This is a genomic window from Enterobacter sp. MG-EB028, assembly GCF_056673305.1.
The window spans coordinates 4,145,204-4,167,515 of sequence record NZ_CP195079.1 but is presented as its reverse complement, the minus strand read 5'-3'; the positions used below and the strand labels follow the sequence as shown (position 1 = coordinate 4,167,515).

Here is a 22,312-nt window from a genome sequence, read left to right as displayed (position 1 = left end):
GAACCTTGCCATAAGTAAGCGTGCATAAGTTGGTATCCGTACCGTTAAACCCGATGTTTCTCACACCGGTAATGCATTCCGTCGGCTGAATGTTTGCGACGGCGAAAAGATAACTTGTCATACAACTTTAAAAGGTGAGTGACATCACAAATGTATGATCCTTTGTAGGGTCATTATTCGTTGCGGGTGAAGCCAGTATCGACGCGGCCTGTAGAGTGATTTACCCCAATTTGGGTAATTTATTTGTCGACATTTATTGATCTCACTCACGAAAAAAACGTCGGCGGGTGGAAATTGGTGTGATAACTTTGCAGCATATGAACATACGCTTTCTGACGCTCCCGTAATGAGGAAGACGATAATGACGCCGTTTATGACCGAAGATTTTCTCTTAGATACCGAATTTGCTCGCCGCCTGTACCACGACTACGCAAAAGACCAGCCGATTTTCGACTACCACTGCCACTTACCGCCGCAGCAGGTTGCCGAAAATTACCGTTTCAAAAACCTGTATGACATCTGGCTGAAGGGTGACCACTATAAATGGCGTGCGATGCGTACCAACGGTGTGGCTGAGCGCCTGTGTACCGGCGATGCGACCGATCGCGAGAAGTTTGATGCCTGGGCGGCGACCGTTCCGCACACCATCGGTAACCCGCTTTACCACTGGACGCACCTCGAACTGCGCCGTCCGTTTGGCATCACTGGCAAGTTGCTTTCACCCGCCACGGCGGATGAGATCTGGGACCAGTGCAATGCGCTGCTGGCGCAGGATAACTTCTCCGCGCGCGGCATCATGAAGCAGATGAACGTGAAGATGGTTGGCACCACTGACGATCCGATTGACTCCCTGGAACATCATGCTGTTGTCGCCGAAGACACCTCTTTTGACATCAAAGTGCTGCCAAGCTGGCGCCCGGACAAAGCCTTCAACATCGAACAGGCCACCTTCCACGACTACATGACGAAGCTGGCGGAAGTGTCCGATACCGATATTCGTCGTTTCGCTGACCTGCAAACCGCGCTGACTAAACGCCTGGATCACTTCGCGGCGCACGGCTGTAAAGTTTCCGACCACGCGCTGGACGTGGTGCTCTTTGCGGAATCAAACGAAGCCGAACTGGACAGCATCCTGGCGCGTCGTCTGTCCGGTGAATCGCTTAGCCAGCATGAAGTGGCGCAGTTCAAAACGGCGGTGCTGGTGTTCCTCGGTGCGGAATACGCCCGTCGCGGCTGGGTACAGCAGTACCACATCGGCGCGCTGCGCAATAACAACCAGCGCCAGTTCAAACTGCTGGGCGCGGACGTGGGCTTCGACTCCATCAACGACCGTCCGCTGGCGGAAGAGCTGTCCAGACTGCTGAGCAAACAGAACGAACAGAACCTGCTGCCGAAAACCATTCTGTACTGCCTGAACCCGCGCGATAACGAAGTGCTGGGCACCATGGTCGGCAACTTCCAGGGCGAAGGGATGCCGGGCAAGATGCAGTTCGGCTCCGGCTGGTGGTTCAACGATCAGAAAGACGGCATGGAGCGGCAGATGACGCAGCTGGCGCAGCTGGGTCTGCTGAGCCGCTTTGTCGGCATGCTGACCGACAGCCGCAGCTTCCTCTCTTACACGCGCCACGAATACTTCCGCCGCATTCTGTGCCAGATGATTGGCCGCTGGGTGCATGCGGGTGAAGCGCCAGCGGATCTCCAGCTGCTGGGCGACATGGTGAGAAACATCTGCTTTAACAATGCGCGTGACTACTTCGCCATTGAACTGAACTAAGGCCGTCTGAGGTTGATATGCAATACATCAAAATCCATTCGCTGGATAACGTCGCCGTCGCGCTGGCAGATTTAACCGAAGGCACGGAAGTGACCTTTGACAACCAGTTGGTCACGTTACGCCAGGCCATTGGACGTGGACACAAGTTTGCCTTGTTCCCCATTGCAAAGGGGGAGAACGTGGTGAAGTACGGTTTGCCCATCGGACATGCGCTGGCGGATATTGCGCCGGGTGAATATATTCATTCCCACAACGCGCGCACGAATCTGAGCGATCTGGACGAGTACAGCTATCAACCTGATTTACCCGAAGAAAATGTGCAGGCGGCGGATCGTGAAGTGCAGATCTACCGCCGCGCTAATGGTGAGGTGGGGATCCGCAACGAGCTGTGGATCCTGCCGACCGTCGGCTGCGTCAACGGCATTGCGCGTCAAATTCAGACGCGTTTCCTGAAAGAGACCAACAATGCCGAAGGCACCGACGGCGTGCATCTGTTCAGCCACACCTACGGCTGCTCGCAGCTGGGCGATGACCACATCAATACCCGCACCATGCTGCAAAACATGGTGCGCCACCCGAACGCGGGCGCGGTGCTGGTGATCGGCCTCGGCTGCGAAAACAACCAGGTGGATGCCTTCCGCGACACGTTGGGCGAATTCGCTCCTGAGCGCGTGCACTTCATGGTGTGCCAGCATCAGGACGACGAAGTGGAGGCGGGCGTTGAGCTGCTGCACCAGCTTTATGAGGTGATGCGCCACGACAGGCGCGAGCCGGGCAGGCTGAGCGAGCTGAAGTTTGGGCTGGAGTGCGGTGGGTCTGACGGCCTTTCCGGGATCACCGCCAACCCGATGCTGGGCCGCTTCTCGGATTACGTGATCGCCAACGGCGGTACGACGGTGCTGACCGAAGTGCCGGAAATGTTCGGCGCGGAGCGCATTCTGATGAGCCACTGCCGCGACGAAGAGACGTTTGAGAAGACCGTTACCATGGTGAATGACTTCAAACAGTACTTCATCGCCCACAATCAGCCGATTTATGAAAACCCGTCGCCGGGTAATAAGGCGGGTGGGATCACCACGCTGGAGGAGAAATCCCTCGGCTGCACCCAGAAAGCGGGCGCCAGCCAGGTGGTGGATGTTCTGCGCTACGGCGAACGCCTGAAAACCCACGGTCTGAACCTGCTGAGCGCACCGGGTAACGATGCGGTCGCCACCAGCGCGCTGGCAGGGGCGGGCTGTCATATGGTGCTGTTCAGCACCGGTCGCGGTACGCCATACGGCGGTTTTGTGCCGACGGTCAAAATCGCCACCAACAGCGAGCTGGCGGCGAAGAAAAAACACTGGATCGACTTTGATGCGGGCCAGCTGATCCACGGCAAAGCGATGCCGCAGCTGCTGACGGAGTTCGTGGACACTATCGTGGAGTTTGCTAACGGCAGGCAGACCTGCAATGAGAAGAACGACTTCCGCGAGCTGGCGATCTTTAAGAGTGGTGTGACGCTTTAATCGGTGCGGCCTGATGCCCTCTCCCACGGGGAGAGGGTACAAACACTAAAAACGGCAACCTCAGGGTTGCCGTTTTGCTGTTAACCTCGCAGGGCATTCTTCGCTAAACGCGCGTCTTCCGCCTGACAGGCCGCTGCGGTGAACAGCACGTCGGTTGAGGAGTTCAGCGCGGTTTCACAGGAGTCCTGCAGCACGCCGATGATGAAGCCGACGGCCACAACCTGCATCGCAATCTCGTTCGGGATGCCAAACATATTGCACGCCAGCGGGATCAGCAGCAGCGAACCGCCCGCCACGCCGGATGCGCCGCAGGCACACAGCGACGCCACCACGCTCAACAGCAGCGCCGTTGGCAGATCAACAGGAATACCCAGCGTATGCACCGCCGCCAGGGTCAGCACGGTGATAGTAATAGCGGCGCCCGCCATGTTCACGGTCGCGCCCAGCGGGATCGACACGGAGTAGGTATCGCGGTCCAGGTTCAGCTTCTCTGCCAGCGCCATGTTAACCGGAATGTTCGCCGCAGAGCTGCGGGTGAAGAAGGCATACACGCCGCTCTCGCGCAGGCAGGTCAGCACCAGCGGATACGGGTTGCGGCGGATCTGCCAGAACACTAGCAGCGGGTTGATCACCAGCGCCACCAGCAGCATACAGCCGACCAGAACAACCAGCAGCTGCGCGTAGCCCCACAGCGCGTCGAAACCGGTGGTCGCCAGCGTGGAAGAGACCAGCCCGAAAATACCGACTGGCGCAAAGCGAATCACCAGCTTCACCATAAAGGTGACGGCGTTCGACATATCATTCACCAGGTTTTTCGTGGTTTCGTTGCCGTGACGCAGCGCGAAGCCCAGTCCAATCGCCCAGACCAGGATGCCAATGTAGTTTCCGCTCATCAGCGCGGTGATGGGGTTAGAAACCATGCTCATCAGCAGGCCGCGAAGGACTTCGACAATGCCGGACGGCGGCGTTATATCACCGGCCGCGCTGGTCAGGTGCAGTGTGGACGGGAACAGGAAGCTGAACACAACGGCCGTTAAGGCCGCAGAGAAGGTTCCCAGCAGATACAGGAACAGAATTGGGCGAATGTTGGTTTTTTGTCCGTGCTGGTGGTTGGCAATCGACGCCATCACCAGCATCAGCACCAGTACCGGTGCGACGGCCTTCAGCGCGCCAACGAAAAGGGTGCCGAGCAGCCCCGTGGCTTCCGCGGCAGGTTTTGACACCATCGCCAGCAGAATACCCAGTACCAACCCGACCAGAATTTGTTTTACAAGGCTGCCCTGCGCCAGGCGCGCGAACAGACCGCGTGATTGTGTGCTCATACGTTATTCCTGAGTGAAATTGCGTTCCATCCTGGATGTGCTCTAAGTCACATTTGTGTCCGGATGTAAGTATTTGTTTGCCTGGTTGAGTATCAGGGAAAGGAGCGAAAGGCGGAAGCGTAAAATGCTGGATTTTACGTGTTGCGTCATGTTTTTTAACTATTGGTTAACGAAAATGCCGGGTGGCGCTGCGCTTACCCGGCCTGCATTGCATTTCCCCCTCTCCCTGTGGGCTGAGGGATCCCCAGTAATTTTTAAGCAGAAGCAATAATGCTGTTTCAGAACGATTTAAGGCTTTCAGCGATGCTATGGTCCGGCTGTAAATCGCTGAGGCGTTTCCGTAAGGCCGGGGCGAGGCGCACGGATGCGCCGAGAGGGCGTGGCCTGCAGGGATGCAGGCTCATGCCCGACCCGATAGCCTGAAGGAATAAGCTGAGGGCACCGCGAAGCGGCGATTTACCGCCGGGAGCCCGGGTCGCCAGGGCGGTGGCGATTGAGCCGCCCTGGCACGTTCACCGGCCATGTCCTTACAGAGTAGCAAGGAACATAAAGTGAACGGAATGACCACCAGAGCCGTATGTTCCCCCTCACCCTAACCCTCTCCCCAAAGGGGCGAGGGGATTGTTCACTGCTCGCATTAATTTGTGGAGATCCCTCAGCCCTGTGGGAGAGGGTCGGGATGAGAGCATCAGCCCGCACCGAACGTTTTACTCCACCTGCTGCTTCTTATCGTGCTGGCGGTTAACCCAGGTATTGATAAGCAGCGTCACCAGCAGAATGCCGAACACCACGCCAAGCGAGATAGCGATTGGGATGTGGTAGAAATCGACGATCAGCATCTTGATACCGATAAACACCAGGATCACCGACAGGCCGTACTTCAGCATCGAGAAGCGCTCCGCCGCGCCTGCCAGCAGGAAGTACATGGCACGCAGACCGAGGATCGCAAACAGGTTAGAAGTCAGCACGATGAACGGGTCGGTGGTCACCGCGAAGATTGCCGGGATGCTGTCTACGGCGAAAATCACGTCGCTCAGCTCGACCAGAATCAGCACCAGCAGCAGCGGGGTAGCAAACAGCAGGCCGTTCTTACGCACGAAGAAGTGCTCGCTCTCGATCTTGTCGGTCATGCGCAGATGGCCGCGGATCCACTTCACCAGCGGCTTATCGCCGATACCGGTATCGTCTTCTTTCGCCAGCGCCATTTTGACCCCGGTGAACAGCAGGAACGCGCCGAACACGTACAGCAGCCATTCGAACTGGGTAATCAGCCAGCTGCCGGCGAAGATCATGATGGTACGCAGGACAATGGCACCCAGCACGCCGTATACCAGCACGCGGCGCTGCAGGGCCGCAGGCACGGCAAAGTAGCTGAACAGCATCAGCCAGACGAAGACGTTATCAACCGCCAGGGCTTTTTCAATCAGATAGCCGGTGAGGAAGGCGAGCGCCTGAGGATCGGCCACCGCACGGCCTTCGGTCGAGGCCAGATACCACCAGAAGGCGGCGCAGAAAAGGAGTGAGAGGCTAACCCACACCAGCGACCAGACGGCGGCCTGCTTGACGCTCATGCCGTGCTCGCCGCGACGACCCTGCAAAAAGAGGTCGATCGCCAGCATGATGAGCACGACAACCGCGAATCCGCCCCACAGCATTGGAGTGCCGACAGAATGCATACTATTTTCCTTACACATAAAAAACAAAAACGGCTATGGTCAGAAGACGATAGCCGTTAGCTTTTTATGCATAGACCTCGCCTCCCGGCAAGGTCTCACTTACAACCACGAAGGTTGCCCGGCGACCGGATGCGGTTTTGCACGCATCGTAATGACGATCCACCGGCGAAGAAGTTACTCCCCTTTGCAGGTAACAAAATATGTCAGACCATTGGTTTCGTCAATGGTCTGCGCCGTTTCATTACACACCTTTACGCGATAGCTTCCGCGCTCACGCCGTCTGCCGGGAACACCACGCCGGTCTGGCGGCGGATCTCCGTTTGCAGCTTCGCCGTGGTGCGGCTAACCGCGATGCCAGGGTGATTCACTTCGTTGTCTTCCACCAGACGCGCGAAGACCTCTGCCTCATAGAGCATAGTGTTAATATGCTGAGGCTGCGTCAGCTCCTGCGCTTTCCCGCCGCGCGGCACAAAGCTCACCTTCTGGCATTCGGAGATTTTCTCGATGACCAGTGACCCGGCTTCGCCCTGAATTTCGCTCGGCAACACGGAATCGCTCACCTTGGAGTGCTGCAGGGTGACGCTAAAATCACCGTAATCCAGCACCACCAAACCGTGCGCATCCACGCCGCTCTCCAGCAGGCTGGCGGTGGCCGTGACGCCGTGCGGCTCGCCCCACAGCGCGACCGCAGAGGCCAGGCAGTAAAAACCAATGTCCATGATGGAGCCGTTTGAGAAGGCCGGATTAAAGGTATTCGGGTTTTCGCCGTCGAGATAGCGCTGATAGCGCGACGAATACTGGCAGTAGTTGATAAAGGCTTTACGCACTTTGCCAATTTTCGGCAGGGACTGCTGCAGCAGCAGGAAATTCGGCAGGCTTGCGGTTTTGAATGCTTCGAACAGCACCACCTGATTTTCGCGGGCAAGCGCAATGGCCGCTTCCACTTCCTCAATATTCGAGGCCAGCGGCTTCTCGCAGATCACATGCTTTTTATGGCTGAGAAACAGCGCCGTTTGCGGGAAGTGCAAGGAGTTCGGGCTGGCGATATAGACCGCGTCAATGGCGTCGCTTTGCGCCATCTCATCAAGGGAGGTAAAGAGATGTTCGACGAGGTAGTCGTTAGCAAAACTCTGCGCCTGCTCAAGGCTGCGGGAGTAAACTGCGGTGAGTTTAAGTTTGCCGGTTTCGTGGGCGGCGTCGACGAACTGGCGCGTGATCCAGTTCGTACCAATGACTGCGAAACGTATCATAAACGTTTACGTACTCCGTAGCGGGGAACCTTAAGCCACTTTAGCACGGGATTATTGCAAAACCAGTGCGCTATTCCGCATTACCATTTAACGATAAATGCGTAAGCCACAAACGGGTGTCAAACTCCAGCTGATGGTACTGCGGCTCCATGTGGCAGCACAGGGAATAGAACGCTTTGTCGTGCTCTTTCTCTTTCAGATGCGCCAGCTCATGGACCACGATCATCCGCAGAAAGGCTTCCGGCGCGTTACGGAAAACCGTCGCGACGCGGATTTCGGCCTTCGCCTTCAGCTTGCCGCCCTGCACGCGGGAAATCGCAGTGTGCAGGCCGAGCGCGTTTTTTAGCACGTGGATCTTGTTGTCGTACATCACCTTGTTGATCGGCGGCGCGCTCTTCAGATACCGGTTTTTCAGATCCTGCGTATACTGCCAGAGGGCCTTATCGGTCGCGAAATCGTGCGTGCCGGGATAGCGTTTTTCCAGTACCGCGCCGAGCTTTTGCTCGGCAATCAGGGTGCGAACCTGAGAAAGTAAATGCTCCGGGTAGCCCTGGAGATAAGTTAGTTGGTTCATCAACGCCCCAAATCGACAATAAAACGGGTATACTCACGCACCCTTTTCAGGGATACGCCAAATTTTACCATTCAGGAGGGCCGATGAGCCACTTAGACAACGGTTTCCGTTCACTCAACCTTAAACGTTTCCCGGAGACGGACGACGTTAACCCGCTTCAGGCGTGGGAAGCGGCGGATGAATATCTGCTGCAGCAGTTGGATGAGACTGAAATCCGCGGCCCGGTTTTGATCCTGAATGACGCGTTTGGCGCGCTCGGCTGCGCCCTTGCGGAGCACACGCCTTACAGCATCGGCGATTCCTACTTAAGCGAGCTGGCAACGCGTGAAAACCTGCGCCATAACGACCTCGACGAGTCCAGCGTGAAGTTCCTCGACAGCACCGCGGACTACCCGCAGGCACCGGGCGTGGTTCTGATTAAAGTGCCAAAAACCATGGCGCTGCTGGAGCAGCAGCTGCGCGCGCTGCGTAAGGTCGTGACGCCGGAAACCCGCATCATCGCGGGTGCCAAAGCGCGCGATATTCACACCTCGACGCTGGAGCTGTTCGAGAAGGTCCTTGGCCCAACCACCACGACACTAGCCTGGAAAAAAGCGCGCCTGATCAACTGCACATTCAGCGCACCGGAGCTGGCCGACGCGCCGGAGACGCTGAGCTGGAAGCTGGAAGGGACCGACTGGACCATCCACAACCATGCGAACGTTTTCTCCCGCACCGGTCTGGATATCGGGGCGCGTTTCTTTATGGAGCACCTGCCAGAAAACCTGGAAGGGGAAATCGTCGATCTGGGCTGCGGCAACGGCGTAATTGGCCTGACGCTGCTGGCGAAAAACCCGGAAGCCAGCGTGGTGTTCAGCGACGAGTCGCCGATGGCGGTGGCCTCCAGCCGTCTGAACGTTGAAAGCAACATGCCGGAAGCGGTGGATCGCTGCGAGTTTATGATCAACAACGCGCTCTCCGGCGTAGAGCCTTTCCGCTTTAATGCGGTGTTCTGCAACCCGCCGTTCCACCAGAAGCATGCCCTGACGGATAACGTCGCGTGGGAGATGTTCCACCACGCGCGCCGCTGCCTGAAAATCAACGGCGAGCTGTACATCGTGGCGAACCGCCACCTGGACTACTTCCACAAGCTGAAGAAGATTTTCGGCAACTGCGTCACCATTGCCACCAATAACAAATTCGTGGTGCTGAAATCGGTGAAGCTGGGACGTCGTCGCTAAATAACCAGCGCAAGCTGGGTGCCCTGCGCAATGGCTCGCCGCGCATCCAGCTCCATCGCCACGTCGCACCCGCCGATCAAATGCACCGTTTTACCCGCCTCGCGCAGCGGATCGGCCAGATCCCGCTTTGGCTCCTGCCCGGCGCACAAAATGACATGATCCACGCGCAGCAGCTGCGGCTCGCCGCCGATCGTGACGTGCAGACCCTCGTCGTCGATCTTCTGGTAGCTCACCGCCGGGATCATTTTCACCCCGCGCGAGAGCAGGGTGGCGCGGTGGATCCAGCCCGTGGTTTTGCCCAGCCCTTCGCCCGGCTTGCTGGCCTTACGCTGGAGCATTACGATCTGGCGCGGGCTTTTCGGCAGCTGCGGCCCTTCAGGGCGTAATCCGCCGGACTGGCTCAGGCTGGTATCAATGCCCCATTCTACGCAAAACTCGGCAATGTTCTGGCTGGTGGCCTCGCCCGGCTGGCTTAAATACATGGCGGTATCAAAGCCGATCCCGCCGCAGCCGATAATCGCCACCTTCTCGCCAACCGGCGTTTTGTCTCGCAATACATCCAGATAGCTCAACACCTTCGGATGATCGATACCTTCGATCGCAGGCGTTCGCGGTACGATCCCGCTCGCCAGGATCACCTCGTCAAAACCGATCAGATCCGCCGCATTTACAAACTGGTTAAGCCGCAGCTCGACGCCCGTCAGCTCGATCATCCGGCGGTAGTAGCGCAGTGTTTCATAGAACTCTTCTTTGCCGGGGATCTGTTTGGCGATATTAAACTGACCGCCAATCTCCGCCAGCGCATCAAACAGCGTCACGCTGTGCCCGCGCGAAGCGGCGTTCACCGCAAACGCCAGCCCTGCGGGGCCAGCGCCCACAACGGCCAGGCGTTTTTTATTGACCGCCGGAACCACCGGCATTTTGGTTTCATGACAGGCGCGCGGGTTAACCAGACAGGAGGTGACCTTTCCGACGAAGATCTGATCCAGACAGGCCTGGTTACAGCCGATGCAGGTGTTGATCTCATCCGCCCGGCCGCTTTGTGCTTTAGACAGCAGTTCGGCATCCGCGAGGAACGGCCGCGCCATCGACACCATATCGGCGTCGCCGCGTGAAATCACATCGTCCGCCACCTGCGGGTCGTTAATGCGGTTAGTGGTGACCAGCGGAACGGACACTTTACCTTTCAGCTTCCGCGTCACCCAGCTGAACGCCGCACGCGGCACCGGCGTGGCGATGGTCGGGATGCGCGCCTCATGCCAGCCGATGCCTGTGTTGATAATCGTGGCACCTGCTGCTTCAATCGCCTGCGCCAGCTGCACGGTTTCGTCGAACGTGCCACCGCCCTCTACCAGGTCGAGCATCGACAGGCGGAAGATGATAATATAGTCTGCGCCCGCGCGTTCGCGCACCGCGCGCACCACCTCCACGGCAAAGCGCATCCGGCGGGCATAGTCGCCGCCCCATTCGTCGTCGCGCTGGTTGGTGCGGGCGGCGAGGAATTCGTTGATCAGGTAGCCTTCTGAACCCATCACCTCAACGCCGTCGTAGCCCGCCTCGCGCGCCAGCGCCGCGCAGCGGGCGAAGTCGTCGATTAGCGCCAGGATCTCGTCGTGGGTCAGGGCATGAGGTTTAAAACGGTTAATCGGCGCCTGAAGAGCCGACGGCGCGACCAGGTTCGGCTGATAGCTGTAGCGTCCGGTGTGCAGGATTTGCAGGGCGATTTTACCGCCCTCTCGGTGTACCGCGTCGGTCACAATGCGGTGGTGCGGCAGCTGTGACGCATCGTTCAGGACCGCGCCGCCCTCCATGCCCACGCCGGAAGGCGCAGGGGCCACGCCGCCGGTGACAATCAGCGCCACCCCGTGGCGGGCGCGCTCGGCATAGAAGGCTGCCAGACGCTCGGCCCCGTCCGGATGCTCCTCCAGCCCGGTGTGCATCGACCCCATCAACACGCGGTTTTTGAGTGTGGTGAACCCCAGATCGAGAGGGGCGAATAACGACGTGTAGCGGCTCATAGTCTCTTCCAGTGTAAAATTATTGTTATGTGGTCGGATGAGTTACTAATTTAGCCAGCGGGGAGTAAAAGGGAAAAGGGGAATGCGGTGATTGTGATGGGATTCAAATAATGCCCCTCACCCTAACCCTCTCCCCGGAGGGGAGAGGGGGCTGTCCGGTGCGATCTTAAAGAATCAGCTCGATCTGGTTTTTTCCCTCTCCCCTTTGGGAAGAGGGGCAGGGTGAGGGGTGTGGGTTTTTACTAACCCCGGAGCCTGCCACATCGACGTCGTCAGCCCGCTGTCCACCAGCCCAAGCTGGTCGGCGTACACCGCCTGCCATTTCTGCATCATGCCGTCGTACAGCTCGCGGTGCTGCGGGTTTGGCGTGAACTCGCGGCTCCACTTCACCAGCCGTTCGCCCGTCGAGGCCATATCCGCAAACAGCCCCGCGCCAGCTCCTGCGGCAATCGCGCAGCCGAGCGCCGTTGCCTCTTTCACTTCCGGCACGCGCACCGGCAGCCCGGTGACGTCGCTTAAGATCTGGCTCCACAGGGCGCCTTTGGAACCGCCGCCCGCAAACACCAGGCTCTCAAAGGTCACGCCGGAGAAGCGAGAGATCTGCGCCAGGTTGCAGGCCGAGACGATCGCCGCGTTCTCTTCAAGGGCACGGAACAGCGTCGCTTTGTTGCACTTTTCCGGGTCGATGGAGAGGTTGATAAACGACGGCGCGGCGTGGTACCACTGCTTGAAATGCATCGCGTCGGAGAAGATCGGCATCACCCCGTGGGAGCCTGCCGGTACGCGGCTCGCCATCTCTTCCAGCAGGGAATAGGTGTCCATCCCCATCCGCTCGGCAATCAGCTTCTCCTCCGCGCAGAAGGCGTCGCGGAACCAGCGCATGGTCAGCCCGGTAAAGAAGCTGATCGACTCCGCCTGCGCCATGCCGGGAATCACGTGCGGGTTCACGCGGATGTTCATCTCGGGGTCGGTGCGCACCTGCGGCAGGTTTACGACCTGCTGCCAGAAGGTGCCGCCCAGCACCGCGGTTTGCCCGGCGCGAACTACGCCCAGCCCCAGACAGCCCAGCTGCACGTCGCCGCCGCCCATCACCACCGGGGTGCCCTCGCGCAGGCCGCTCTGCAGCGCGGCCTCTCTGGTGACAGCGCCCAGCACGGTGCCGGTCTCTTTCACCGGGGAGAGGATATCGGCGCGCAGGCCGGCCATGTCGAGCAGCGCCGGGCGCCAGTCGCGGGAGAAGAGATCCAGCATGCCCGTCGTGCCCGCGTTAGACGGGTCGACCGCCAGCTCGCCGGAGAGCTTCGCCGCCAGCCAGTCGCTGATCATGGTGATAGTCGCGGCCTTGCGATAAATATCCGGACGGTGGTGCGCCAGCCACAGCAGGCGCGGCATGGCGCTCAGCGCCAGCGTTTGCCCTGAGACGTCATACACTTCGGATTCAAAACGGTAATCGTGGATCTCTTTGAGTTCGGCCACCTCGCGGCTAGCGCGGGCGTCGACGTTGGCGCAGGCCCAGATGGCCTCGCCGTTGCGGTCGTACAGCACGATCCCTTCGCGCATCGAGCAGCAGGCGACGGACTGAATGTCCGCCGCGCTCAGGCGCGCACGCTCCAGCGCCTGATGAATGCACCGGCAGGCCAGCTGCCAGTTGGTTTCGAGGTCGAACTCCATCGACCCCGGCACGTTCTCCACGCTCAGGTGCTTCCACTCGGCCTGGCCGACGGCAATCTGGTGGCCCTGTAAATCGAAAATCACGGCGCGAACGCTGCCTGTCCCTGCATCTAACGCTAAAAGGTAACTCATGAGCTTGCCTCGTTGTTAGCGCAGGGCAACCCCGTTACGTAAGGGCCAGCACCGCGCGGGCTGTCGTCTCCTCCGTCACCAGGCCATTGATACGGCGACCCTTCAGTGCGGCATAAATCGCATCGGCTTTCTCTTCTCCTCCGGCCACGCCAACGATGGTGGGCAGCTGCGCCAGTTCATCGAGCGTGACGCCCAGTAATTCTTTATGGATCTCCAGCTCCTCAACGCATTCTCCCTCGGCATTGAGGAAATAGCCGAGAATATCGCCGACCGCGCCTTTGCGGGCATACATCAGCTGTTCACCTTCGCTGATATAGCCGGAGCGCAGTATGGTGGCGTCACGGCGCTGGTTCACCGAACCAATGCCGACCACCGCCACGTCGGCGGCGGTGGCGGCGAGGATCACGTCCCGCACGCTGGTCTCGCGTTTTAAGATCCCGGCCACCTCGGCGGATGACACGCGAAGCGGGGCGGGGATCATGCTGACGCTGCAGGCCGCGTCCAGCTGGCCGATGCCGGTCATATACGGCCCGACGCCGCCGGAGAGCGTCACCAGGCGGATCTGCTGCGAGCTGATAAAGCCGCTCAGGTGCTGCAGGCTGCTCATGGTGGTTTCACCAAACCCCACCGCCAGCAGTTGGCCGGGCTCCAGCACGCCCATCAAGGACTGCGCCGCGCCTATGCCCAGCCGCACGTTCATCGGCGGCGTATTTAACGCGGGCATCACGCGCACCAGCTTCAGGCCAAAGCGCTGCTGTAGCTCGGTCTCCAGCGACAGGCAGCCCTCGTAGCGGGAGTTGATCTGCACGCGGATCACCCCGGACTGCCGGCCCTTCTCCAGCAGGCGGGAGATCTTCAAACGCGGCAGCCCGAGCCGCTCGCCGATGTCGTTCTGGGTTAATCCGTCGTGGTAGTAGCACCAGGCCACGCGCGCAACCAGCTCCTCTTCCGCCAGCGCCAGCCCGGCAAACCGTCCTTCTTCCGCAGTGCGTTTATCGCTCATAGTTGAACTCTTATAAAAATTTAGATCATATGTTCGTGATGGCGCGGAGGGAAAGTGTGAGCCACGCGACAAAACGGATCATTTCGATCGTTTCTGGTTTATCTGTATCTCAATCGATAAAACTGTGATCCCTGCACGGTTGTAAATATAGTTCACCGTCTACGCTTTTGAACATTATTAAATCTAAAAATCATTTGTTCAATAGCGGAGCGATGATGACCTCACTTCTCGACGCGCGGAATATCAGCAAGCAGTTCTCAGGCGTGCCGGTTCTTAAAGGCATTGATTTCACGCTGCTTGCGGGCCAGGTGCACGCCCTGATGGGCGGAAACGGCGCGGGAAAATCGACGCTGATGAAGATCATCGCCGGGGTCGAGACGCCGGACAGCGGTGAACTTTCTGTCGAGGGGCAGTCATATGCGCGGCTCACGCCCGTGCAGGCGCACAGGTTAGGCATTTACCTGGTGCCGCAGGAGCCGCTGCTGTTCCCCAACCTGACGGTGCGGGAAAACATCCTGTTCCGCCTGCCGCGTGAGCGCGATCTGGAAAAGCGGCTGGCGGAGAAACTCCAGCAGCTGCAGTGCCAGCTTAACCTCGACGCTGCCGCCAGCACCCTGGAGGTGGCGGATCAGCAGATGGTGGAGATCCTGCGCGGGCTGATGCGCAACGCGAGGATCCTGATCCTCGACGAACCTACGGCCTCCCTCACACCCGGCGAAACCGAACGGCTGTTTCGCCAGATCCGCGCCCTGCAGGATCTTGGCGTCGGGATTGTCTTTATCTCGCACAAGCTGCCGGAAATTCGCATGCTTTCGAGCCACGTCTCGGTGATGCGCGACGGTGCGGTGGTGCTGAGCGGCGAAACCGCGCAGTTTGACGATGGCGCCCTGATCGCCGCCATGACGCCGGTCAGCCGGGAGAAATCTCTCAGCGATACGCAAAAGCTGTGGCTGGCGCTGCCGGGCAACCGCCGCACCCAGCCGCAGGATTTTCCGGTGCTGCGGGTGGAGGATCTTACCGGAGAAGGGTTTATCGATCTTAGCCTTGAGATCTACGCCGGGGAGATCGTCGGCCTGGCCGGGCTGGTGGGATCCGGGCGCACCGAGTTTGCGGAAACGCTCTACGGCCTGCGGCCCGTGCGCGGGGGCCGCGTCTGGCTGGAGAATCAGGACATTACAGGCGAGCCGGTAAGTTCACGCCTGGAAAAAGGGCTGGTCTACCTGCCGGAAGACAGGCAGGTGTCCGGCCTGTTCCTCGACGCGCCGATCCGCTGGAACACGGTGGCGCTGAACGAGCCGTCTCTCTGGCAGCAGCGCAAGCGGGAGTCTGCGGTGGTGGAGCGCTACCACCGGGCGCTGGGGATCAAGCTCAACCATGCGGATCAAACCGTGCGCACGCTCTCTGGCGGCAACCAGCAGAAGGTGCTGCTGGCGCGCTGCCTGGAGGCCAACCCTTTACTGCTGATCGTCGATGAACCGACGCGCGGCGTGGACGTCTCGGCGCGCGCTGACATCTATCAGCTCATTAAAAGCGTGGCGGCGCAGAACGTGGCGGTGCTGATGATCTCAAGCGATCTCGACGAGTTTCCGGGCCTCGCGGATCGCGTGCTGGTGATGCATCAGGGGGTACTCAGCGGCGAGCTGCCGCGCCACGCCGTCAGCCTCGACAGAATGATGGCGCTGGCGTTCGGAGGGCAATCATGAAGACCTTACTCAAAAACCGCGAGCTGAGCGCGTTTCTCGCCATTCTGGCGCTGTTCGCCGTGCTGGTGGCGCTGAACCCGTCCTACCTGAGTTTACAGACGCTGGGGATGATCTTCGCCAGCTCGCAGATCCTGATCCTGCTGGCCATCGGTGCCGCGCTGGTGATGCTGACGCGCAATATCGACGTGTCCGTCGGCTCCATCGTTGGGCTGTCCGCCATTGCCGTCGGCGTGGCGCTGAACAGCGGCTACAGCCTGCCGGTTTCCATTCTTTTCGCGTTGTCGACTGGCGCGCTGGCCGGGGCGTTTAACGGGTTTCTGGTGGTGGGGCTGCGCATCCCGGCGATTGTCGCCACCCTCGGCACGCTGGGGCTGTACCGCGGGGCGATGCTGCTCTGGACGGGCGGAAAGTGGATTGAAGGGCTGCCGCCGGGGCTGAAATCCCTCTCTGAGCCAGCCGCCGTCGGCATTTCGCCGCTCGGCATCGTGGTATTGATCGTCGCGGCCACGGGCGCATGGACGCTGTCGCGTACCGCGTTCGGGCGTGATTTTTACGCGGTGGGGGATAACCTCGCCGCCGCGCGCCAGCTGGGCGTGGCGGTGAACCGCACGCGCATGATTGCCTTTACCCTGAACGGCATGCTGGCGGCCTGCGCCGGGATCGTCTTTGCCGCGCAGATTGGCTTTGTGCCCAACCAGACCGGCAGCGGGCTGGAGATGAAGGCCATCGCCGCCTGCGTGCTCGGCGGCATTTCGCTGCTGGGCGGCACGGGCACGCTGGTTGGCGCGCTGCTCGGGGCCTTCTTCCTGACGCAAATCGACACTGTGCTGGTGCTGTTCAGGCTCCCGGCGTGGTGGAACGACTTTATCGCCGGGCTGGTGCTGCTGGGCGTGCTGGTGCTCGACGGGCGCCTGCGCCAGGCGCTGGCGCGTCATCAGCGGGCGCTGAAGTACGGTCGCTTCCAGCCGGGTAACAAAGGGGGAAAGCACGTCACCCCGTTTCCCAAACGCAAAAAAGAGGTGGCGTAAATGAGGCTTAACTGGGAAAGCGCGCTGCTGATTTTACTGGTGCTGGAGATCCTGCTCTTTGGCGCCATCAACCCGCGCATGCTCGACGTCAACATGCTGCTGTTCAGCACCAGCGACTTTATCTGCATCGGCATCGTGGCGCTGCCGCTCACGCTTGTGATCATCAGCGGCGGGATCGACATCTCCCTCGGCTCGACCATCGGCCTGTGCGCCATCGCGCTGGGCGTGATGATGCAGGCGGGGTGGCCGATGGCGGTCGCTGTTCCGCTGACGCTGCTGCTCGGCCTGCTGTGCGGATTATTTAATGCCGCGCTGATTCACTACACCGGCATCAGCCCGCTGGTTATCACCCTCGGCACGCTCTACCTCTACGGCGGCGGCGCGCTGCTGCTCTCCGGCATGGCGGGGGCGACGGGCTATGAGGGCATCGGCGGCTTCCCGGACAGCTTCACGGCGTTCGCTAACCTCACGGTGCTGGGTCTGCCGATCCCGCTGGTGCTGTTCGCGGTGATTACCGCCTTCTTCTGGCTGATTACCCACCGGGGGCGCTTTGGCCGACATCTGTTTTTAATCGGTCAGAACCCGCGCGCGGCGCGCTATGCGGCGCTGTCGGTGAACGGCATGCCCTACGCGCTGTACGGTCTGGTGGGCGTGGCCTCGGCGATTGCCGCGCTGGTGATGGTCTCCTATTTCGGCTCCGCGCGTTCGGATCTGGGGCGCGATTTGCTCATGCCCGCGCTGACCGCCGCCGTGCTCGGCGGGGCCAATATCTACGGCGGTTCAGGTTCGGTTGTCGGTACGGCGCTGGCGGCGCTGCTGGTGGGCTACCTGCAGCAGGGTTTACAGATGGTCGGCATCCCAAACCAGGTTTCGAGCGCGCTGTCAGGGGCGCTGCTGGTTGTGGTGGTGATGGGACGTTCGCTGAGTCTGCACCGCGAGTGGGTGCGTTCTCTCTTCAGAAAACTATCCGGAGCGTAAGATGAAAACAAAACTGTTTGTCCTGGCAATGGCCCTCAGCTTCGCCTCGGCGCAGGCGGCGGAGCGCATTGCCTTTATCCCGAAGCTGGTAGGCGTGGGCTTCTTCACCAGCGGCGGCAACGGCGCAAAAGAGGCGGGGAAAGACCTCGGCGTGGACGTGACCTACGACGGCCCAACCGAGCCGAGCGTCTCCGGCCAGGTGCAGCTCATCAATAACTTCGTTAACCAGGGCTATAACGCCATTATCGTCTCCGCCGTGTCGCCGGACGGCCTCTGCCCGGCGCTGAAGCGCGCGATGCAGCGCGGCGTCAAGGTCCTGACCTGGGATTCCGACACCAAACCGGAGTGCCGCAGCATCTACATCAACCAGGGGACGCCGGAGCAGCTTGGCGGCCTGCTGGTGGAGATGGCGGGCAAGCAGGTCACCAAACCGAACGCTAAAGTGGCGTTCTTCTACTCCAGCCCCACCGTTACCGACCAGAACCAGTGGGTGAAAGAGGCGAAAGCCAAAATCGAGAAAGATCACCCGCAGTGGCAGATCGTCACCACCCAGTTTGGCTATAACGACGCCACCAAATCCCTGCAAACCGCTGAAGGGATCTTAAAAGCGTATCCGGATCTGGATGCGATCATTGCCCCGGACGCCAACGCGCTGCCGGCAGCGGCACAGGCGGCGGAAAACCTGAAGCGCGAAGGGGTGGCGATTGTCGGCTTCAGCACACCGAACGTGATGCGCCCTTACGTTGAGCGCGGCACGGTGAAGGCCTTCGGCCTGTGGGATGTGGTGCAACAGGGCAAAATTGCGGTCAATGTCGCCGATCGCCTGCTGAAAAAAGGCGATCTTAACGTCGGCGACAGCGTGGACGTAAAAGATATCGGCGCGCTGAAGGTCGAGCCGAACAGCGTGCAGGGCTACCAGTATGAGGCGAAGGGCAACGGCATCGTGCTGCTGCCGGAGCGCGTGGTGTTCACTAAAGAGAACATCAATAAATACGATTTCTGACGGGGGAGCAAATGGCTGATTTAGACGACATCAAAGACGGCAAGGATTTTGGCATCGGCACGCCGCAGCAGAATGTACCGTTCACGCTGAAAGGCTGCGGCTCGCTGGACTGGGGCATGCAGTCCCGGCTTTCACGCATCTTCAACCCGCAAAGCAACCGCACGGTGATGCTGGCCTTCGACCACGGCTATTTTCAGGGGCCGACCACCGGCCTTGAGCGTATCGACCTCTCTATCGCGCCGCTGTTTGGTGAAACCGACGTGCTGATGTGCTCCCGCGGAATCCTGAGAAGCCAGGTGCCCGCCGCGACGAACAAACCGGTGGTGCTGCGCGCCTCCGGCGGTAATTCGATTCTGGGCGAACTGTCCAACGAGTGCGTGGCGGTGGCGATGGAGGATGCCCTGCGCCTGAACGTCTGCGCCGTGGCGGCGCAGGTGTACATCGGAAGCCCGTTTGAGCACCAGTCGATCAACAATATCATCAAGCTGGTAGACGCGGGCGCGCGCTACGGCATGCCGACGCTTGCGGTGACGGGCGTCGGCAAAGAGATGGCGCGTGACGCGCGCTATTTCTCGCTCGCCAGCCGCATCGCCGCCGAAATGGGGGCGCAGTTCGTCAAAACCTATTACGTGGACGAGGGCTTTGAAAAAGTGACCGCCAGTTGCCCGGTGCCGATCGTCATCGCCGGGGGCAAAAAGCTGCCGGAGCACGAGGCGCTGGAGATGTGCTGGCGGGCGATCGACCAGGGCGCGTCCGGCGTGGACATGGGGCGTAATATCTTCCAGTCCAGCGCGCCGCTCGCCATGCTGAAGGCGGTGAAGAAAGTGGTTCACGAGAGCTGGAACGCCCGTGACGCGTTCCAGTTCTGGCAGGAAGAGAAACAGGGAGAAGCGAAATGAACGTGACGTTAGTGGAGATCAACATCAAACCCGAGCGCGTGGACGAGTTTCTGGAGGTGTTTCGCGCCAACCACGAGGGGGCAATCAGGGAGCCGGGGAACCTGCGCTTTGACGTCTTGCAGGATCCAAGGGTGAAAACCCGGTTCTTTATCTACGAAGCCTATAAAGACGAAGAGGCGGTGCTGGCGCACAAGCAAACGCCGCACTATCTGGCGTGCGTGGATAAGCTTGAGGAGCTGATGTCGGAGCCGCGCAAAAAACGCAGTTTTGTGGGGCTGTTGCCGGAGTAGCGGTCATGCCGGGTAAGCGCAAGCGCCACCCGGCGTTGTTCAGGCCAGCTTCAGCTCCGCAAGAATCGCAGCAAGTGCTTCGCGCGGCTCACCCTGAATAGCCTGAAGCGGGAAGGGTAGCGCGGGCGTTTTCGCTTTCCCGAGCATTTCTGCCGCTGCTGCCACCACCCGTAAGCTGCCGTAACGACGGAACAATTCCCACAGCGGCTCCAGCCGCTCGGATTGCGCCGCCTCTTTCGAACGGGCAATCGCCAGCGCTGTTTGCGGAAACAACCCGCCGATGACCGAATACCAGACGTCAAACCCGGCCTGCAGGGCAGATGCTGCCCGCCAGTCGCCGGCAATGCCCAGCGTGACGGTATCAGGGAGACGAGCGCGTACCTGCGACAGCTCCTCCGGCACGCGGCCAAGCTTAATGGATCCCACATTCGGCAGGGCCGCGGTAGCAAATAACAATTCATCGCTAAACGCAAAACCGGTCGTGGCGGGATTATCGTAAATACACAGCGGTACGGAGAGCTGGCAAGTCACCGCTTCATAGAGATTAAACGCTTCATCTTCCGTTAATCGCTGGTACGACACGGGTGCCATCAGCACGCCAGATGCACCTGCCGCTTGCGCGTCGTCAGCCAGACGCAGAATATCGTCCAGCCTAAGTGCGCCGATGCTGACGATGACCGGAACGTCATCAGCATGCTCCACCGCGCAGCGCGTGATTCGGCCGCGCTCTTCAACGGTCAGATAGGCATAACTTCCCGTTGAGCCCAAAATGCCCAGCGAATCCACGCCTGCGTCGACCACGGGGCGCAGAAGATTGATGAAGGATTGCTCGTCAAACATCCCATTTTTCAGGGGCGTTAACGGAAACGTGCTTAATCCGTGAAACATCGTGTTGTCCTCTTACAACGTCAGCAGCTGGACCTGAGCCGTGGCTCCCGGCATCAGCTGCTGCAGGTTGTTGACCAGCTCCTCTCCTGCCTCTTCCAGTGCTGCAAGCGGCATCGATGGCAGGCTTTCAAGAATAAACCACATGGATTGCGCCTGGCTGTCCAGACGCGTCCGTATCCCCTGGCGCCAGTTCCAGCGGCGGCAGGTGACGCCGAGGTCGTCGCGCCAGATAACCTCGCCCGGTTCCGGGTGTTCCACCACCGGCAGTCCCTCTTTGAAGGTATCAAACGGCTCGCTGCCGTCGGCCAGCGTCAGACGGGGCGCACCCGAGTACGCCGCGAGATTTTCCCCACCCACCGGAATGGCATAGCGAATGCTCACCGCGTTATAGATATCCACGACCGGATCCAGCGACGGCAGCGAACCGTCTTTCAGTACCCGCTTGCGCAGGGCAGAGGCCGAACAGGGCGTGCGTTTCGGTTTCGCACCGAAGGCTTTAAACACCTCATCCCAGTTTGAAAGGTGTGCATCAGCCCATGGCACATCATCATTCAACACCTGCCGGCAGGCCTGCGCCAGCGCGGCGGGCGCAACCTCCGGGTGGGTAATCGGCGCAGCTTCAACCAGAATGCTCAGTGCCCGAAAGCCCGGGGCAATCCCGGCAAGACGTGAGTCTATTGACGGCGTAACGAGAGACATAAATAATCCTGTATTGACTGTTTTATACCATGGTAGTGACCAATGACTGATAAAGTCAATATAATGACTGCGCAGGGTGCCGATGTTGCCCAGGTAAGCCTGGCTGTGGCGAACCGCATCCGCAACTGGCGGAAAGAGAAAAAGCTGTCGCTGGACGAGCTGTCCCGCCGGGCCAGCGTCAGCAAAGGGATGCTGGTGGAGATCGAAAAGGGCGCAGCCAACCCTAGCATCGCCATCCTGTGCAAGCTGGCCGCCGCGCTAGGCATCTCCGTGGCGGATATCGTCAACGTCTCCAGCGAGCCGCTGGTGCACGTTATCGAAGAAGCGGCGATTCCGGTGCTGTGGCAGGGCGAACAGGGCGGTTACGCCAGGCTGCTGGCAGGCACTGCGGGCCCGGATATGATTGAGTTATGGCAGTGGGAGATGCATCCGGGGGAGTATTTCACCTCGACAGGGCATCCGTTGGGAACCTTTGAGCTGTTGCACGTGAACGAAGGCGTGTTGACGCTGACGGTGGACGAGACGGTGACGCAGGTTAATGCAGGCGCATCGGCGGTGGCGAAAACCGAAGCCGCACACGGCTATGCGAATGAAGGCGATGCCGTGCTTCGTTTCACCATGACCGTGGCGGAGTTTCACCGTTAAAAAGCAGTCCGGTAGGGGATTCTACCGGGCGAGC

At 60.0% G+C, this 22,312-nt stretch carries 19 protein-coding genes; 10 read left to right on the top strand and 9 right to left on the bottom strand.

Going from position 1 to position 22,312, the window contains the following annotated elements; all coding sequences use genetic code 11:
- The first annotated feature begins 361 nt into the window (after positions 1 to 361).
- Together uxaC and ACR42C_RS19710 are read left to right on the top strand one after the other, a co-directional pair.
- The gene (gene uxaC / locus ACR42C_RS19715) at positions 362 to 1,774 is read left to right on the top strand and encodes a glucuronate isomerase (RefSeq protein ID WP_479984487.1); all 1,413 of its coding nucleotides are present in this window, start codon (positions 362 to 364) and stop codon (positions 1,772 to 1,774) included.
- Between the two features lie 17 nt (positions 1,775 to 1,791).
- Complete coding sequence (locus ACR42C_RS19710; protein ID WP_316379879.1) at positions 1,792 to 3,279, top strand: UxaA family hydrolase; 1,488 nt, start codon at positions 1,792 to 1,794, stop codon at positions 3,277 to 3,279.
- A gap of 80 nt (positions 3,280 to 3,359) precedes the next feature.
- Here ACR42C_RS19710 and sstT read toward each other — a convergent pair whose 3' ends face one another.
- The 4 genes from sstT to ACR42C_RS19690 form a co-directional block, all read right to left on the bottom strand.
- Positions 3,360 to 4,601 (bottom strand): serine/threonine transporter SstT, encoded by a 1,242-nt coding sequence (gene sstT, locus ACR42C_RS19705; RefSeq protein ID WP_116342182.1) that lies wholly within the window; start codon positions 4,599 to 4,601, stop codon positions 3,360 to 3,362.
- Positions 4,602 to 5,308: 707 nt separating this feature from the next.
- Complete coding sequence (locus ACR42C_RS19700) at positions 5,309 to 6,277, bottom strand: TerC family protein (protein ID WP_116342180.1); 969 nt, start codon at positions 6,275 to 6,277, stop codon at positions 5,309 to 5,311.
- Positions 6,278 to 6,528: 251 nt separating this feature from the next.
- Positions 6,529 to 7,527 carry a Gfo/Idh/MocA family protein gene (locus ACR42C_RS19695; RefSeq protein WP_316379880.1) on the bottom strand — a complete coding sequence of 333 codons (999 nt, stop codon included), beginning with the start codon at positions 7,525 to 7,527 and terminating at the stop codon, positions 6,529 to 6,531.
- Between the two features lie 70 nt (positions 7,528 to 7,597).
- A complete protein-coding gene (locus ACR42C_RS19690) occupies positions 7,598 to 8,101 on the bottom strand; it encodes a YgjP-like metallopeptidase domain-containing protein (RefSeq protein ID WP_302220140.1) in 504 nt (167 codons plus the stop codon).
- Between the two features lie 83 nt (positions 8,102 to 8,184).
- Between ACR42C_RS19690 and rlmG the strand changes: the two genes are divergently transcribed.
- A complete protein-coding gene (rlmG, locus tag ACR42C_RS19685) occupies positions 8,185 to 9,321 on the top strand; it encodes a 23S rRNA (guanine(1835)-N(2))-methyltransferase RlmG (RefSeq protein WP_316379881.1) in 1,137 nt (378 codons plus the stop codon).
- Here rlmG and ACR42C_RS19680 read toward each other — a convergent pair.
- The 3 genes from ACR42C_RS19680 to lsrR form a co-directional block, all read right to left on the bottom strand.
- On the bottom strand, positions 9,318 to 11,339 hold the full coding sequence (locus ACR42C_RS19680; RefSeq protein ID WP_479984486.1) for an oxidoreductase: 2,022 nt from the start codon (positions 11,337 to 11,339) through the stop codon (positions 9,318 to 9,320). The genes rlmG and ACR42C_RS19680 overlap by 4 nt on opposite strands.
- A gap of 174 nt (positions 11,340 to 11,513) precedes the next feature.
- Positions 11,514 to 13,142, bottom strand: a complete 1,629-nt coding sequence (lsrK, locus tag ACR42C_RS19675) for an autoinducer-2 kinase (RefSeq protein ID WP_479984485.1) — start codon at positions 13,140 to 13,142, stop codon at positions 11,514 to 11,516.
- Positions 13,143 to 13,176: 34 nt separating this feature from the next.
- Positions 13,177 to 14,145: a transcriptional regulator LsrR gene (gene lsrR, locus ACR42C_RS19670; RefSeq protein WP_023309277.1), complete on the bottom strand. Its 969-nt coding sequence runs from the start codon at positions 14,143 to 14,145 to the stop codon at positions 13,177 to 13,179.
- A 215-nt stretch (positions 14,146 to 14,360) separates the two neighbouring features.
- Between lsrR and lsrA the strand changes: the two genes are divergently transcribed.
- Genes lsrA through lsrG form a run of 6 tightly spaced genes read left to right on the top strand, consistent with a single transcriptional unit; the run spans position 14,361 to position 20,046 of the window.
- A complete protein-coding gene (lsrA, locus tag ACR42C_RS19665; RefSeq protein WP_320719951.1) occupies positions 14,361 to 15,848 on the top strand; it encodes an autoinducer 2 ABC transporter ATP-binding protein LsrA in 1,488 nt (495 codons plus the stop codon).
- Positions 15,845 to 16,876: an autoinducer 2 ABC transporter permease LsrC gene (gene lsrC, locus ACR42C_RS19660; protein WP_479984484.1), complete on the top strand. Its 1,032-nt coding sequence runs from the start codon at positions 15,845 to 15,847 to the stop codon at positions 16,874 to 16,876. The genes lsrA and lsrC overlap by 4 nt, the downstream gene beginning before the upstream one ends.
- Entirely contained in the window at positions 16,877 to 17,854 is a 978-nt protein-coding gene (lsrD, locus tag ACR42C_RS19655; RefSeq protein WP_116342161.1) for an autoinducer 2 ABC transporter permease LsrD, read from the top strand.
- A 1-nt stretch (position 17,855) separates the two neighbouring features.
- Positions 17,856 to 18,857 (top strand): autoinducer 2 ABC transporter substrate-binding protein LsrB, encoded by a 1,002-nt coding sequence (gene lsrB, locus ACR42C_RS19650; RefSeq protein ID WP_479984483.1) that lies wholly within the window; start codon positions 17,856 to 17,858, stop codon positions 18,855 to 18,857.
- Positions 18,858 to 18,868: 11 nt separating this feature from the next.
- Entirely contained in the window at positions 18,869 to 19,756 is an 888-nt protein-coding gene (lsrF, locus tag ACR42C_RS19645) for a 3-hydroxy-5-phosphonooxypentane-2,4-dione thiolase (RefSeq protein WP_479984482.1), read from the top strand.
- A complete protein-coding gene (gene lsrG / locus ACR42C_RS19640; protein ID WP_044597614.1) occupies positions 19,753 to 20,046 on the top strand; it encodes a (4S)-4-hydroxy-5-phosphonooxypentane-2,3-dione isomerase in 294 nt (97 codons plus the stop codon). The genes lsrF and lsrG overlap by 4 nt, the downstream gene beginning before the upstream one ends.
- A 39-nt stretch (positions 20,047 to 20,085) precedes the next feature.
- Here lsrG and ACR42C_RS19635 read toward each other — a convergent pair whose 3' ends face one another.
- Both ACR42C_RS19635 and ACR42C_RS19630 read right to left on the bottom strand, forming a co-directional pair.
- Positions 20,086 to 20,934, bottom strand: coding sequence for a dihydrodipicolinate synthase family protein (locus ACR42C_RS19635; protein ID WP_479984481.1), 849 nt, complete (start codon positions 20,932 to 20,934; stop codon positions 20,086 to 20,088).
- 12 nt (positions 20,935 to 20,946) lie between these two features.
- Entirely contained in the window at positions 20,947 to 21,633 is a 687-nt protein-coding gene (locus ACR42C_RS19630) for a B3/B4 domain-containing protein (RefSeq protein ID WP_320719937.1), read from the bottom strand.
- A gap of 42 nt (positions 21,634 to 21,675) precedes the next feature.
- Here ACR42C_RS19630 and ACR42C_RS19625 point away from each other — a divergent pair, with 42 nt between their 5' ends.
- Complete coding sequence (locus ACR42C_RS19625) at positions 21,676 to 22,278, top strand: helix-turn-helix domain-containing protein (protein ID WP_302220263.1); 603 nt, start codon at positions 21,676 to 21,678, stop codon at positions 22,276 to 22,278.
- Positions 22,279 to 22,312 lie beyond the last annotated feature (34 nt).